We start from the raw sequence: 14575 nt of genomic DNA, 5'->3' as shown, positions 1-14575 counted from the left end.
GCGGGAAAGAAGGGCGTTTTGTTTCGGGCGGTTCATCTCCTCTGCAACAAAAGAGGAGGGAACGAAAATGAAAACAAAAACCGACTTTTTCCGCATGAAGCAGGCGGGCGAGCCGATCGTCATGGTGACCGCCTACGATTTTCCGTCCGCGAAGCTTGCCGAGCAAGCCGGCGTCGACATGATTTTGGTCGGCGATTCGCTCGGCATGGTTGTGCTCGGGTATGATTCAACGATCCCGGTGACGGTCGATGACATGATCCACCATACGAAGGCGGTTCGCCGCGGTGCGCCGAACACGTTTATTGTCACCGATATGCCATTTATGTCGTACCATGCGTCCAAAGAAGAAGCGCTGCAAAACGCCCGCCGCATCATGCAAGAGTCAGGGGCGAACGCCGTTAAAGTCGAAGGGGCGGATGAAGTCGTTGAGATTATTGCCGCGCTGACGAAAGCCGGCGTGCCGGTCGTTGCCCATCTCGGGTTGACGCCGCAATCGGTCGGCGTTCTTGGCGGCTATAAAGTGCAAGGCAAAGATGCCGAAAGCGCGAAAAAGCTGCTCGATGATGCGAAACAATGCGAGCAGTCGGGAGCGATCGCCCTTGTCTTAGAGTGTGTTCCGAAGCAGCTCGGGGCGGCCATGGCCCGGGAACTCACCATTCCCGTCATCGGCATCGGCGCTGGGGCGGAAGTCGACGGCCAAGTGCTCGTGTATCACGATTTGCTTGGCTACGGCGTCACCCGCGTGCCGAAGTTTGTGAAACAATACGCGTCCATCCAAGAGACAATCGTTGAGGCGTTAGCCAACTATGTCGCTGATGTCAAACTGCGCCAGTTCCCGGAGCCGGCGCAGACGTTTACGATGAAGGAAGAAGAATGGGTGGCGCTTTACGGAGGAAAGCAATGATGATTGTGATGGATCAGATTGCGGCGATGCAGGCGCTCATGCGTCAATATCGTCGCGAAGGAAAGACGATCGGGTTCGTTCCGACGATGGGCTATTTGCATGAAGGGCATACTTCCCTCATCGATCGGGCGCGCGCGGAAAACGACATCGTCGTCCTAAGCGTTTTCGTCAACCCGCTTCAGTTCGGACCGAACGAAGACTTTGCCCGCTATCCGCGCGATTTCGAGCGCGACCGGCGCATCGCCGAACAGCACGGAGTCGACGTCTTGTTCCATCCGGAAGCGGACGAGATGTATCCGGAGCCGCTTACCGTACGAGCGATCGTTCAAGCGCGCGCCGACGTGCTGTGCGGACGGTCGCGCCCCGGTCATTTTGACGGCGTGGCGACGGTGCTCATTAAGCTGTTCAACATCGTCATGCCCGACCGCGCGTACTTCGGGATGAAAGATGCCCAACAGGTGGCGGTCGTCGACGGCTTGATCCGCGATCTCAATTTTCCGATCGAGCTCGTGCCGGTGCCGACGGTCCGCGAGGCGGACGGGTTGGCGAAAAGCTCGCGCAACGTCTATTTGTCGCCGCAGGAACGGAGCGAGGCGCCGGCGCTGTATGCGGCGCTTCAAGCGGCTGCTTCCGCCGTCGAACGAGGGGAGCGAAGCGCAGCGGCCATCCGCCGGCTCCTCAGAGAGCATATTGAAGCGCATACGCATGCGGAGATCGATTATGTCGAAGTATGTTCATATCCGGATTTGACGCCGCTTGAGACGCTCGCCGGGACAGTGTTGATCGCTGTCGCCGCCCGATTTGCGAGCGCCCGGTTGATCGACAACATCATCGTTGAGCTGCCCAAAACCGGCGAACAAGGGGATGGAAAGGGGGAGCAACCATGTTTCGCACGCTCATGAATGCAAAAATTCACCGCGCCCGTGTAACAGAAGCCAATCTCGATTACGTCGGCAGCATTACGATCGATGAAGATATTTTGGATGCCGTCGGCATTGTGGCTAATGAAAAAGTACAGGTAGTTAACAATAATAATGGAGCCCGTTTTGAAACATACGTCATCCCCGGCGAGCGCGGCAGCGGCGTCTTTTGCCTAAACGGCGCCGCCGCCCGCCTCGTGCAAAAAGGGGACGTTATTATCGTCATCTCGTATGTGCTTGTTCCGGAGGAAAAAATCGCCGTGCATCGGCCGAAAATCGCCATTATGGACGAAAACAACCGGATCGTGCAGCTCATTGCCGAAGAGCCGGCACATACGGTTTTATAATGAGGGCAAAAAGGGGCTTTCCGCCCCTTTTCGTTTTGAGGTGATCGTTTATGGCAACGCGCTTTGTCATCATTGACTTGGAGACAACCGGAAATGGGCCGAAAAAAGGCGACCGGATCATCCAGCTCGGCATGGCGGTCGTCGAAGATGGCCTGATTGTCGAGCGGTTTGCCAGCTTTTTTAACCCGGAACAGCCCATTCCGCTGTTCATTCAGCAGCTGACGAACATCAACGAACAGATGGTCGAAGGGGCACCGCTGTTTGCTGACAGGGCGGGCGAGATCGCCGCCTTGATGCACGGTGCTTACTTTGTCGCCCATAACGTCGACTTTGATTTGCCGTTTTTGCAGGCCGAGCTTGAACGGGCTGGCTGGCCGCCGTTTGCCGGTCCGACGATCGATACGGTCGAGCTCGCCCGCATCGTGCTGCCGACTGCCGAAAGCTATAAGCTCGGCGATTTGGCGAGGCAGCTCGGCCTCCACCACGATCGTCCGCATCAAGCGGACAGCGATGCGGAAGTGACCGCCAAGCTGTTCATCGCCTTGCTTGAGCGGTTGCGCCGCCTGCCGCTGATGACGCTCGAGCAACTGCGCCGTCTCGCTCGCCATTTAAAAAGCGATATTTACTTGCTTCTTGACGCAGTCATCGCCGAAAAACAAGATGAGCGGCCGACAGATTGGGCCGCCGCATACCGCGGCATCGCGCTGAAAAAACCAGCGCCGGAGTTAGAGAAGAAGGAGCGGCGTCCCGCTTTGGCTTCGTTTTCCGCTTTTTATCGGCAAAAACAGCCTCTTCCGCTTCCTGGCTACAAGCATCGCGCACAACAGTGGGAAATGATGCAGCTTGTTTACGAGGCGCTGTCGACGTCCCAGCACGCGCTCATTGAAGCAGGGACCGGGCTTGGCAAATCGCTCGCTTACCTCATTCCCGCTGCCTTTTTCGCCTATGAGCGGCAAGAGCGGGTCGTCATCAGCACGCATACCCTCCAGCTGCAGGAGCAGCTCATTCGCCGCGATTGGCCGGTATTGCGGCAAATCGCGCCGTTTCCGCTCCGCGTTGCCGTTTTGAAAGGAAAGCAAAATTACTTATCCCTTGACAAGTTCGCTTCGTTTTTGTCGGAGCCGTCTGACACGTACGATGCGGCGCTCTTGAAATGCCAGGTGCTCGTTTGGCTGCTTGAGACCGACAGCGGCGACTTGGACGAATTGAATGTGTCATCCGGCGCCCGTCTCCTATTGTCCGCGCTTGCCATCGGCGAAGAGGAAGACGGCGGGCGGCATCATTTTTTCGCCCGGGCGAAAGAGCGCGCCGAACAGGCGGATATCGTCATTACGAACCATGCGCTTTTGCTTCATGATTTGACCGGCCCGGCGCCGCTTTTGCCGCCGTTTCGCCATCTGATCATCGATGAGGCGCATCGGCTTGAAGATGCCGCCGCCCGGTGTTTTGGCGAGCAGATTGGCTATGTGTCGTTTCGCCTGCTGACCGCCAAAATCGCGCAGACGATCGCGAAATGGGTAGAAGCAGAACAGGACGCACCGAATGGGGCTCTTGTCCGTTGCCAGCAGCGCCTTGAGGAGCTGCAGTTTGAAGGGGACGAGCTGTTCCGCCTGTTGCGCCGCTATGCGTTGGACAAAAAGCCAGCTCGCGCTGGACGTTGCCGCTATCGCTTTTCGCCGACGGACGAACAGAGCCGGGCGTGGCAGGCGGCGGTGGAGTTATGCTGGCGCCTGCGCGATTTGGCGGCGGCGCTATTCGCTGAAGCGAAGCCGCTTCTATCCGCTGATACGAGTGGCGATTTCCCACCATCCGCCTTGCTGTCGGCCGATTTGGCGGCTCTCAACCGGCAAATGGCTGCGCTCGTGCGTTTGCTGACCGAAAAGGAGCCGGGTGTCGTCCGGTGGATCGAAGCGGACGAAAAAGGGGCGGCGAACGCTGTCCGCCTTTACTCGCAGCCGGTTGACCTTGCTGACTTTTTCGCCGATCAACTGTTTATGAAAAAACGGAGCGTCGTTTTGACGTCGGCGACGCTCACTGTCCGCGGCCGGTTCACGTATATGGCGGCGCGTCTCGGCCTTGAGGATTTTTATCCACTTTGCCGCTCGTTTCCGCCGCCGTTTCGTTACGAGGAGCAGGCCGCGCTCTTCGTGCCGGCGGACATGCCGCTCGTTTCTGCCGTGCCGCTTGAAGATTACGCCGAAGCGGTCGCCGCTTCGGTGCTTGCGATCGCCCGACGCCTCGGACGGCGGGTGCTTGTGTTGTTCCCTTCGTATGAATTGTTGAAACTGACGGTTGATGCGTTGAAGACCGGGGAAGAAGGCGAGCCGTTTGTTTTGATCGCTCAAGGAGTGCAAAGCGGCAGTCCGGCAAAACTCTTGCGGACGTTTTTGCAGTTTGAGCATGCGGTGTTGTTTGGGACGAGCAGCTTTTGGGAAGGGGTCGATCTGCCAGGTTCAGCGCTCGATGTGCTTGTCATCGCCCGCTTGCCGTTTGCGCCCCCGGACGATCCAGTGATGGAGGCAAAAAGCGAGCGCATTCGCTCAGGAGGCGGCGATCCGTTTTCCGAGCTGGCGCTTCCTGAGGCGGTGCTTCGTTTTAAGCAAGGGTTTGGCCGCCTCATTCGCACTGAAGACGACAAAGGAGCCGTATTTGTGCTGGATCGGCGGCTGATGTCTTCCCTGTACGGCGCGGATTTCCTCGCTTCCTTGCCGCCGCTTTCGGTGCATGAAGGCGCGCTTTCTGAGCTGCTTGACAAGGCGGAAACTTGGCTTTCTTAAAGCGCGCTTTATTTCTCATAAAGATGGACGAAACGGCGCAATCTAAAGGTGTCAGGCGGCAAAAAACCCCGCATGAAGCGGGGGAAAGAAGCAAATTGGCGTTGACGGTGTAGGCGGGCAAATTTGTTATGAAATGGTCGGACAAACCTGCTATAATAGGGAAGAAGCACAACTGCGATGACAGCTTGCGGCCTTGCCGTTTGGCGTTGTCGGCTCGGCCGCAGAGGTGCGAAGAAGCACGCCTTTGATGTCACCTTCGCTGTATTTGTATTGTTGCCGGAGCCGCCGGCGTGTATAAGTAACAAAATTTGCGCCGCACAGGAGGAAACGACGAAAATGGAAAGCAAAATCGAAGTGCTCGCTACCGTCAAAGTTCAGCACTCCGACGACTTGTACAAAATTGTCGATTGCTTGAACCGAACGCTAAAGCGCGACAATTTGATGTTTGGCCTTGCCTTGGATGAAAACGACAAGCGCCAGGCCGTCTTTACGATTTATCGGACGTGATCACGATGAAAAAGTGGGGTTGGTTCGCTCTGCTTTTTTTTGGGTTCCTCATTTGGCAGGCATGGTCGATTTATGACGAGGCGATGGCGCCCAAACGGCTGATGGTGGAAAACGCGTTGGCGCGGGCGAAGGAAGCCGCCGGGCTTGCTGATGTGAAGAAAGTCTATACATATTATGGCGACGAAGCGTGCACCGTATTCATCGGAAGAACGGAACAAGGGAAAGCAGCCGTCGTTTGGGTGCCTGAAAAAGAGGGGGATGTCGTCGTCAAGCGCGTGGACAGCGGCATCAGCGAGGCAGAAGCGCGCGCCATTTTGCAGCGCGACCGCCGCCCGCGGCGCATCATCGACGCGACGCTTGGCATGGAAAAAGGCGTGCCTCTTTGGGAGTTGACATATATTGATGCGGAAGGAAGGTATTCGTTTTATTACCTTCACTTTGCGGATGGGGCCTTCCTGAAGAGGTACAGTTTTCAACAGTGAGGACGTGAGGGGGAAGAAGCGATGAAACTGGCAAAACGGGTGGCGTCGCTGACGCCATCGGCGACATTGGCCATTACGGCGAAAGCAAAGGAACTGAAAGCGGCCGGATACGACGTGATCGGCCTTGGGGCCGGCGAACCGGATTTCAACACGCCCAAGCACATTATCGAGGCGGCCATCAAGGCGATGAATGAAGGGCATACGAAATATACGCCGTCAGGCGGGTTGCCGGCGCTGAAAGCGGAAATCATCAAAAAGTTTGCCCGCGACCAAGGGCTTTCGTACGAACCGGCGGAAATCATCGTCTGTGTCGGGGCGAAGCATGCGCTTTATACGCTCTTTCAAGTGCTGCTTGATGAAGGCGATGAGGTCATCATTCCGACGCCATATTGGGTGAGCTACCCGGAACAAGTGAAGCTGGCTGGCGGCGTTCCGGTTTATGTTGAGGGGCTGGAGGAAAACGGCTTTAAAATGACGCCGGAACAGTTGAAAGCGGCCATTACGCCGCGGACCAAAGCGGTCATTCTCAATTCTCCGAGCAATCCGACCGGCATGATTTATACGGCCGAGGAGCTGAAAGCGCTCGGTGAAGTATGCTTGGCGCATGATGTGTTGATCGTTTCGGACGAAATTTATGAAAAATTGATTTACGGCGGGGCGAAACATGTGTCGATCGCCGAACTGTCGCCGGAGCTGAAGGCGCAGACGGTCATCATCAACGGCGTATCGAAATCGCACTCGATGACAGGGTGGCGCATCGGCTACGCGGCTGGACCGAAAGACATCATTCAAGCGATGACCGATTTAGCAAGCCATAGCACATCGAATCCGACATCGATCGCTCAATATGCGGCCATTGCCGCCTACAGTGGGCCGCAGGAGCCGGTCGAACAAATGCGCCAAGCGTTTGAAGAACGGCTCAACATCATTTACGACAAGCTTGTAGAAATTCCAGGCTTCACCTGCGTTAAACCGCAAGGAGCGTTTTATTTGTTCCCGAACGCCCGAAAGGCGGCGGATATGGCCGGCTGCCGCACGGTCGACGAGTTCGTCGCTGCTTTGCTGGAGGAAGCGAAAGTCGCGCTCGTGCCCGGCTCTGGGTTTGGGGCGCCGGACAACGTTCGCTTGTCATACGCGACATCGCTTGAGGCGCTCGAGACAGCGATCGAACGCATCCGCCGGTTTATGGAGGCGCGGGCCTAAGGCGCCTTGCGCCAAGGTGTCAGTGGAAAGAAAAGGGCGGCTTTGTTTGGTGCAAAGCCGCTTTTTCCGCGTCGATTGGAGCGGCGGACTGCCGGTCGGCTCCGGGGGACGGCTGCGTCGAAAGGCGTTTGGTGGGCGCAGCATCGTTTTGCGCCGCTTTGGCTGGTCGTTGCCGTGACGCCGGCGGAACGGTATAATAGCGAATGATGGATGTGTCGATTATTGGAGGGAATCAGTGCGTGAAAACGACGACGATTGCGGAAGTGAATCAATACGTAGGACAACAAGTGACGATCGGCGCTTGGCTCGCGAACAAGCGCTCAAGCGGGAAAATCGTCTTTTTGCAGCTGCGCGACGGCACTGGCTTTATTCAAGGCGTCGTCGAAAAGGCGAACGTCTCGGAAGAGGTGTTTCAGCGCGCAAAAACATTGACGCAAGAAACGTCGCTCTATGTGACGGGCACGGTGCGCATCGACGAGCGCTCCCCATTTGGCTACGAGCTGTCGGTTGCCGATTTGCAAGTCATTCAAGAAGCGGTTGACTATCCGATTACGCCGAAAGAGCATGGCGTCGAATTTTTGATGGACCATCGCCACCTTTGGCTTCGGTCGCGGCGCCAGCACGCGATCATGAAAATTCGCAACGAAATCATCCGGGCGACGTATGAGTTTTTCAACGACCGCGGGTTTGTGAAAGTCGACGCCCCGATTTTGACTGGCAGCGCACCGGAAGGAACGACCGAACTGTTCCATACGAAATATTTTGATGAGGATGCCTATTTGTCGCAAAGCGGCCAGCTCTATATGGAAGCGGCGGCGATGGCGCTCGGCAAAGTGTTCTCGTTCGGCCCGACGTTCCGCGCCGAAAAATCGAAAACGCGCCGCCATTTGATTGAGTTTTGGATGGTGGAGCCGGAAATGGCGTTTTATGAGTTTGAAGACAATTTGCGGCTGCAAGAAGAGTACGTCTCCTACCTTGTGCAGTCGGTGCTCGAGCGCTGCCGGCTTGAACTCGGGCGGCTCGGGCGCGACGTGTCTAAGCTTGAGCTGGTCAAACCGCCGTTTCCGCGCCTAACGTATGATGAGGCGATCAAGCTGTTGCATGAAAAAGGATTGACCGACATCGAGTGGGGCGATGACTTCGGTGCGCCGCATGAGACGGCCATCGCCGAAAGTTTTGACAAACCGGTGTTCATCACCCACTATCCGACCTCTTTGAAGCCGTTTTATATGCAGCCGGACCCGAACCGCCCCGACGTTGTGCTATGCGCCGATTTGATTGCGCCGGAAGGATACGGGGAAATCATTGGCGGCTCGGAACGAATTCACGATTATGAGTTGCTCAAGCGCCGCCTTGAAGAGCACCATTTGCCGCTTGAAGCGTATGAATGGTATTTAGATTTGCGCAAATACGGTTCTGTGCCGCATTCAGGGTTTGGGCTCGGCCTGGAGCGCACCGTCGCTTGGATTTGCGGCGTCGAACATGTGCGCGAGACGATTCCGTTCCCGCGGCTGCTCAACCGGCTTTATCCGTAAAAAACCCCCTGCAAAAAGGGGGTTTTTTCGCCGCCGTCATGTTATACTATAGTTGAGGTGCATCGGCATGGAAAAGAAAAAGGTGGCCGAATGGCTGGCGCAAGGAAGCATCGCCGTCCCGAAGCTGCTGCTTGGCCACTACAAGCAGCTTGGGTTGGGCGAGGGGGAGCTCGTCTTGCTTTTGCATATGCAGTCGTTTTTCGAAGAAGGCGTCTTGTTTCCGACGCCGGCCGAGCTGGCCGAAAGAATGACGGTCTCGGCAGCGGAATGCATGGACATGGTGCGTCGGCTCTTGCAAAAAGGGATGATCGCTATTGAAGAGCATACGGATGAACAAGGCATTCGCAACGAAAAATATACGCTTGAACCGCTTTGGGAGAAGCTAGTGCATCATTTGTACACCCAAGCGGCTCAACAGGGGGAACTCGGCCGGCAGGAGGAAGAGGAGAGCTTATACACCGTTTTTGAGCAGGAGTTTGGCCGCCCGCTCTCCCCGTTCGAGTGTGAAACGCTTGCGATGTGGATCGATCAAGACGGCCATGAGCCGGCCATCATTAAAGCGGCGCTGCGCGAAGCGGTGCTGTCGGGGAAGTTGAATTTCCGCTACATCGATCGCATCTTGTTTGAATGGAAAAAGAACGGCATTCGCACGATTGAACAGGCGCACGACTACGGCAAAAAGTTTCGCAAGCCGAAACTGTCCTCCCGTTCGGCGAAACAGACGGCGGGAGAATTTAAACAGACGATCCCGTTTTTCAATTGGCTCGACTCGTAACGAGAGGCGCTGTCTCTCGTTTTTGTTTGTCCAAAAATGGCCAATCGAACCGGTAAAAGGCGTCGTTTTGTTCGACCCAACATGGCAATAAGGAGGAGACGAGGTGCTGACAAAGCAACAAATCCGCTACTGTTTGGATGAGATGGCAAAAATGTTTCCGGATGCGCATTGCGAGCTTTTGCACCGCAATCCGTTTGAGCTGCTGATTGCGGTCGTTTTGTCGGCGCAATGCACCGATGCGCTCGTCAACAAGGTGACGAAACGGCTGTTTGAAAAATATCGGACGCCGCACGATTATATTGCTGTGCCGCTTGAGGAGCTCGAGCAAGATATCCGCTCGATCGGCTTATATCGGAACAAAGCGCGAAACATTCAAAAGCTGTGCGCAATGTTGATTGACAAGTACAACGGCGAAGTGCCGCGCGACCGCGATGAGTTGATGAAGCTGCCGGGCGTCGGGCGGAAGACGGCGAACGTCGTTGTGTCCGTTGCGTTCGGCGTGCCGGCCATCGCTGTTGATACACACGTCGAGCGCGTCAGCAAACGGCTCGGCTTTTGCCGCTGGGACGACTCGGTTTTGGAAGTCGAGAAGACGTTGATGAAAATCATCCCAAAAGAAGAATGGTCGATCACCCACCACCGAATGATTTTTTTCGGCCGCTACCATTGCAAGGCGCAGGCGCCGCAATGTCCGTCATGTCCTCTTCTTCATTTATGCCGTGAAGGGAAAAAGCGAATGCGAAAGCAGGAGAAGGAAAAGACAAGCGCTCGTTGAGGCCGCCCATCGGCTCGGCCTGCCGGCGGAATGTCTAAAAGAAAAGATGGCTCGATTGCCGAGCCATCTTTTTTTGGCAATGCCGGGCGCCGGCCCGCCGTTATTGGCGGCTCCCGGCATTGGCTCCGGCGCCATTTCCGTTTTTTACCGGCGGCGAGGCGGGCGTCGCAGGTCTGCCGGAGCTGGTGCTGCCGGTCGTTCCGTTGGTTTGGCCGTTATTTCCGTTCGGCTGTCCGTTATCGGTGCCGGTCTCACCGTGATTGCCGTCGTCTTGTCCGTTGCTATTTCCGCCGTTTTGTCCGCCGGTGTTCCCTTGTCCACCTTGGTTTTCATTTCCATTGGTTTGGTCTCCGTTGCCTTGGCCATTTCCGTTGTCTTGGCCATTGTTATTGCCGTTAGGCGCGCCGTTGCCTTGATCGGCGTCGCCTGGCGATTGCGGCGGAACAGGGTTGTTATCTGGCCCGCCGGGGACATGAACGCTGGCAATAGCCGGCTTGCTCATTTGTTCGCCGTCTTTCGCGTACACGGCGATCGTGTAGGTAGCGCCTGGCGCCGGATTCCCAATCGTGATGGACAGTTCTTTCGTTGTGACCGTGTTCGTTTGGCCTTGGCTATCTTTGATGCGCACCTCAAAGATCGTATCATCCGTTTGTTCAGCGTATGACCAAGAGACAGAGATCATGTTGGCCGCTTGATCGTACGTGGCAGTCAAATCTTTCACCGCCGGCAGTTCTTCCGGCACGTCGTTCGCCGTCTCCGTCGGCTCAGTGCCGCGCACGAACAATTCATACGTAATTTCGCTTTCCGGCGTGTATTTGCCGGCAAGTTTCGGCGGGTTCGTGCCTTTTTTGATCGGCAGTTTGACGACGCTGTCCGGCTGTTGGAATTCCCCGCTGCCGTCGTCAATATGGGACATCAAGTCTTTTAACAAGAATTTTGTAATTTTTTGTTCATAGTTATCGAGCTTCGCTGTGCTGCTCCGCTTGCTGAAGCCGACCCAGATGGCCACTGTATAGTTTGGCGTATAGCCGACAATCCAGCTGTCCGGCACATCGTCTCTTTGGAGGCCAAATTTGGCGCCGTCTTCGCCGTAGTTCGTCGTTCCTGTTTTGCCCGCGAGCTCAAGCCCTGGGACATTAGCCAACACACCGGTTCCGGAGCGGATGACCGTTTTCAGCACATCGGTGATCATATAGGCGGTATAGTCGTGCATCACCCGTTTCGGTTTCGGCTTCAAATCCATTTCCGTGCCGTCCGGGAAGACGATTTTCATCACGGCATACGGCTTTGTGTAAATCCCGTTGTTGCCAAAGGCCGTGTAGGCGCCGGCCATTTGCAACGGTGACACATAGTTGGATACTCCCCCGATCGCATATGGCTCATATACTTCACTAAAGCCCATGCCAAGACGATTGGCAAACTCCATCGCCCGTTCTTTGCCGACGGCTTGGAACGTTTTTAACGCCGGGATGTTGCGTGATTTTGCCAGTGCCGTCCGCAAGGTGATCGGACCCATATATCCTCCGCCGGCGTTGCGGATCGGCGTGCCGTCCGAGTACGTATACGGCTCGTCAACTAGAATGTGCGCCGTTGACCATTTTAAATATTCGATCGCCGGTCCATAGTCCAAGATCGGTTTGATCGCCGAACCCGGTTGGCCGACCGGTTTGATGGCGTAGTTGAAGCCAAATTCGACGTGGTCGTGGTTGCGCCCGCCGCCTAACGCGCGAATGGCGCCTGTTTTTGTGTCGACGACGGCGATGCCGGATTGCAAATCTTTCTTATTGGTGAAGTACTTGTCAGAGTTTAATAGCTTTTCTACGTATGCCTGAGCGTCTTGGTCGAGCGTTGTATAAATTTTCAGCCCGTCTTCAAAGACGTTGACGTTCGCTTTGTCGGTCACTTCTTTGATCACTTCGTCAATGAAGGCGTCATACGGCACGGAGCTTTGCGGTTTTTTCCGCTCAGCGAGCATCGACTGGATCGGCACTTGCTTGGCTTTTTCCGCTTCTTCCTCGCTGATAAAGCCGTGTTTCGCCATCAGCGACAACACGGTGTCGCGCCGTTTTTTCGCCGCCTCTGGATGGTCATACGGATTGTACCGGTTTGGGCTTTGCGGCATGCCGGCTAACAGCGCCGCCTCCGGAAGTGTCAACTCTTTTAAGTTCGTTTTGCCAAAGTAATACTCCGCAGCGCGGGCGACGCCGTAAATGCCGTCGGAGTAATAAATCTTGTTCAAATACATTTCCAAAATTTCATGCTTCGAATATTTTTGTTCAAGCTGCAGCGCGAGCCACGCCTCTTGCGCTTTTCGCTTCAATGTTTTCTCCCGTGACAAAAACGTCATTTTGACGACTTGCTGGGTGATCGTGCTGCCGCCCTCCGCACCGAATCCTTCCTTGATGTTGGCGACGACGGCGCCAGCCAAGCGGACGACATCAATGCCGTGATGTTCATAAAAGCGGGCGTCTTCCGTTGCCAGCACGGCATCTTCGAGCACTTTGGGCACGTCTTTATACGAAATGTACGTCCGCTTGTAGCCGCCAAGTTCGGCGACTTTCTTCCCATTCATATCGTACACGATGGAAGAGAGCGGGTCTTTAATTTTCGCTTCATCAAGCGGGGGGGCGTCCTTGACGAAGTAGGCGAACGCCGCCACGCCGCCGACAGCGACGATCGCAATGATGAACAATATCGCAATGGCGACTGTTTTCAGCCACGCGGTCCCTTTTTTCGTTTTCGCTTTCTTCTGTTTCGTTTGTTTTGCTGCCTGCTTTCGTTCCACGCGAGAACGATATTCACCAGACATAAGCAAATCCTGCCTTTCTTACAAGTTTTCACTTCAACCGCTGAAGTACACGTTGTCTACTACACTAATATAATCAATTCTCGGCTGGTAGCCAAGCGGAATGGAATGTCCGTGCCGTTCGATCTCTTGTTTCGGAATCGACTTTCGTCCGCCGGCTTCCTGTTCGTTCCACCAAGCGATCAAATGAGAGGCGTCAAGCAAATACGTTTCATTGAGCAAAGAAAAACGCAAAATCGCAAAACAAATGCCGCCGTGGGCGACAACTTGCTCCATATGGCGGATTTGATGAGCGTGGAAATTTTTCAGAGGAAACGCCGTTTTGTTTCTTGTCTCTTTCGCCTCAAAGTCGATGTACTTGCCGCGGTACACACCGTTGTAGTCGGTCGTCGACGCCTGCCGGAAGTAAGCTTCGGTAATGACGGCGGCGCTCCGTTTCGGATAGTCGACGCGCACGATTTGCACCGGGGTCGGCTTTTTATGGATGACAGCGATGCCGCGTTCCCGGTAATATTCATTCGTCGCGTTTAAGTCGTCTTCGAGCGTCATGCCGCGATTGGCATAATCGGCCGCCGGAAGGTGCGCTATGCTTGTTTTGTTTCCGCGGTACTCTTTTCCGCTCGGGTATTTGAGTGTCATCGCGTTCATCTCCTTTGAATGGTTTTTATTATACCATACGCTCCGGTCATATGCGCCCTTTTTTCTTTATTTATCCTCTCTGACCGAGAAGACCTTCGTCTTGATCGAAGGCAAGCGGGGGAGGAGGGCAATGTCGAATGACGGCTGCTTGCCACTTTCTTTGCCGAATTCGTTCTACTTTTGTCGCCGCGGCAGGAGTCGTCCTTCCCGCCGCGAATGGAATATCATCATGCGAGAAATGGGGGAGAGGGCATGGAAAAACGGCTCGTCAAAAAAGAGGAGATCGAAAAGCAGCTGCAGGAAATTGTCGCACTCATCGAGCAAGTCGATGCGAAAATGGAAAAAGTGATCGCCGATGTCATCGAAGAGCGTTATGCGCAAAATCAAGCGCAGCTCGGGCGCCTTGAAGGGCAGATCGCCGGCGTGGAACAGCGGCTTGAGAAGGAGAAGCAGAGCGTTGCACTTCCGCTTTCGTCGAAATTGTATTTCGTGTAAGCCGGCCGGTATGGTATCATCAAACAGAAGCGCATCGCGGTAAAACGCATCCGTTCTTCGGGCCATAGGGCATATGGGCAAACCGGATTTGCCGGCATGGATAAGGAGGAGGCGCCATGGAAAAAGAGCTTAAGGCGTTGACGAAGCGGCTGCAACAATACAACGAACAGCTGCTTTTGATCGCCCGGCGCGCCCGCGAGCGGAACGAGGAGCCGGATTTTTTTGGCGACGTGAAACCGATGGCCGAAGAGGTGCAGGCCGTTGCCGAACGGTGGAAGGACGCCGCTTCCCGCTGGATCCGCCATGCGCGGCCGAAATATGTCCATGAGCGGCAAATTGAGGCCGCCGCCGACCATATGGCGAAGCTGTGCGTTGAGGCATTTTATCCATCCGTTCCCGAGCGCCGCATC

At 55.4% G+C, this 14575-nt stretch carries 15 protein-coding genes; 13 read left to right on the top strand and 2 right to left on the bottom strand.

What is annotated here, in order from left to right; genetic code table 11:
* Nucleotides 1–67: 67 nt before the first annotated feature.
* The 11 genes from panB (at nt 68) to nth (ending at nt 10225) form a co-directional block, all read left to right on the top strand.
* Nucleotides 68–904 carry a 3-methyl-2-oxobutanoate hydroxymethyltransferase gene (gene panB, locus BRO54_RS05145; RefSeq protein ID WP_074043318.1) on the top strand — a complete coding sequence of 279 codons (837 nt, stop codon included), beginning with the start codon at nt 68–70 and terminating at the stop codon, nt 902–904.
* Nucleotides 904–1806 (top strand): pantoate--beta-alanine ligase, encoded by a 903-nt coding sequence (gene panC / locus BRO54_RS05140; RefSeq protein WP_074043364.1) that lies wholly within the window; start codon nt 904–906, stop codon nt 1804–1806. Before panB ends, panC begins: the two co-directional genes overlap by 1 nt.
* Entirely contained in the window at nt 1788–2171 is a 384-nt protein-coding gene (panD, locus tag BRO54_RS05135) for an aspartate 1-decarboxylase (protein WP_033025737.1), read from the top strand. The genes panC and panD overlap by 19 nt, the downstream gene beginning before the upstream one ends.
* Before the next feature lie 50 nt (nt 2172–2221).
* Nucleotides 2222–4948 (top strand): ATP-dependent DNA helicase DinG, encoded by a 2727-nt coding sequence (gene dinG, locus BRO54_RS05130; RefSeq protein WP_074043317.1) that lies wholly within the window; start codon nt 2222–2224, stop codon nt 4946–4948.
* A gap of 336 nt (nt 4949–5284) precedes the next feature.
* Nucleotides 5285–5455, top strand: a complete 171-nt coding sequence (locus BRO54_RS05125) for a YpmA family protein (RefSeq protein ID WP_074043363.1) — start codon at nt 5285–5287, stop codon at nt 5453–5455.
* A gap of 5 nt (nt 5456–5460) precedes the next feature.
* The gene (locus tag BRO54_RS05120) at nt 5461–5937 is read left to right on the top strand and encodes a cell wall elongation regulator TseB-like domain-containing protein (RefSeq protein WP_074043316.1); all 477 of its coding nucleotides are present in this window, start codon (nt 5461–5463) and stop codon (nt 5935–5937) included.
* Between the two features lie 21 nt (nt 5938–5958).
* The gene (locus BRO54_RS05115; RefSeq protein ID WP_074043315.1) at nt 5959–7140 is read left to right on the top strand and encodes a pyridoxal phosphate-dependent aminotransferase; all 1182 of its coding nucleotides are present in this window, start codon (nt 5959–5961) and stop codon (nt 7138–7140) included.
* A gap of 16 nt (nt 7141–7156) precedes the next feature.
* Nucleotides 7157–7318: a hypothetical protein gene (locus BRO54_RS19795; protein ID WP_161496644.1), complete on the top strand. Its 162-nt coding sequence runs from the start codon at nt 7157–7159 to the stop codon at nt 7316–7318.
* Nucleotides 7319–7379: 61 nt separating this feature from the next.
* Nucleotides 7380–8675 carry an asparagine--tRNA ligase gene (gene asnS / locus BRO54_RS05110; protein ID WP_011231656.1) on the top strand — a complete coding sequence of 432 codons (1296 nt, stop codon included), beginning with the start codon at nt 7380–7382 and terminating at the stop codon, nt 8673–8675.
* A 67-nt stretch (nt 8676–8742) separates the two neighbouring features.
* Complete coding sequence (locus BRO54_RS05105; protein ID WP_074043314.1) at nt 8743–9450, top strand: DnaD domain-containing protein; 708 nt, start codon at nt 8743–8745, stop codon at nt 9448–9450.
* Between the two features lie 103 nt (nt 9451–9553).
* Nucleotides 9554–10225, top strand: coding sequence for an endonuclease III (gene nth, locus BRO54_RS05100; protein ID WP_074043313.1), 672 nt, complete (start codon nt 9554–9556; stop codon nt 10223–10225).
* Nucleotides 10226–10325: 100 nt separating this feature from the next.
* On the opposite strand, the gene BRO54_RS05095 is transcribed toward nth, so the two are convergent.
* Together BRO54_RS05095 and recU are read right to left on the bottom strand one after the other, a co-directional pair.
* The gene (locus BRO54_RS05095) at nt 10326–13034 is read right to left on the bottom strand and encodes a PBP1A family penicillin-binding protein (RefSeq protein ID WP_074043312.1); all 2709 of its coding nucleotides are present in this window, start codon (nt 13032–13034) and stop codon (nt 10326–10328) included.
* A 33-nt stretch (nt 13035–13067) separates the two neighbouring features.
* Nucleotides 13068–13670 carry a Holliday junction resolvase RecU gene (gene recU / locus BRO54_RS05090; protein WP_074043311.1) on the bottom strand — a complete coding sequence of 201 codons (603 nt, stop codon included), beginning with the start codon at nt 13668–13670 and terminating at the stop codon, nt 13068–13070.
* Between the two features lie 252 nt (nt 13671–13922).
* Here recU and BRO54_RS05085 point away from each other — a divergent pair, with 252 nt between their 5' ends.
* Together BRO54_RS05085 and BRO54_RS05080 are read left to right on the top strand one after the other, a co-directional pair.
* Nucleotides 13923–14165 (top strand): hypothetical protein, encoded by a 243-nt coding sequence (locus BRO54_RS05085; protein ID WP_074043310.1) that lies wholly within the window; start codon nt 13923–13925, stop codon nt 14163–14165.
* 116 nt (nt 14166–14281) lie between these two features.
* The coding region (locus BRO54_RS05080; RefSeq protein WP_074043309.1) for a YppE family protein at nt 14282–14575 on the top strand (294 nt) is incomplete at its 3' end.

This window comes from Geobacillus proteiniphilus, assembly GCF_001908025.1.
GTDB classification, from domain to species: Bacteria; Bacillota; Bacilli; order Bacillales; family Anoxybacillaceae; genus Geobacillus; species Geobacillus proteiniphilus.
This window is presented reverse-complemented; position numbering and strand designations above follow the sequence as displayed.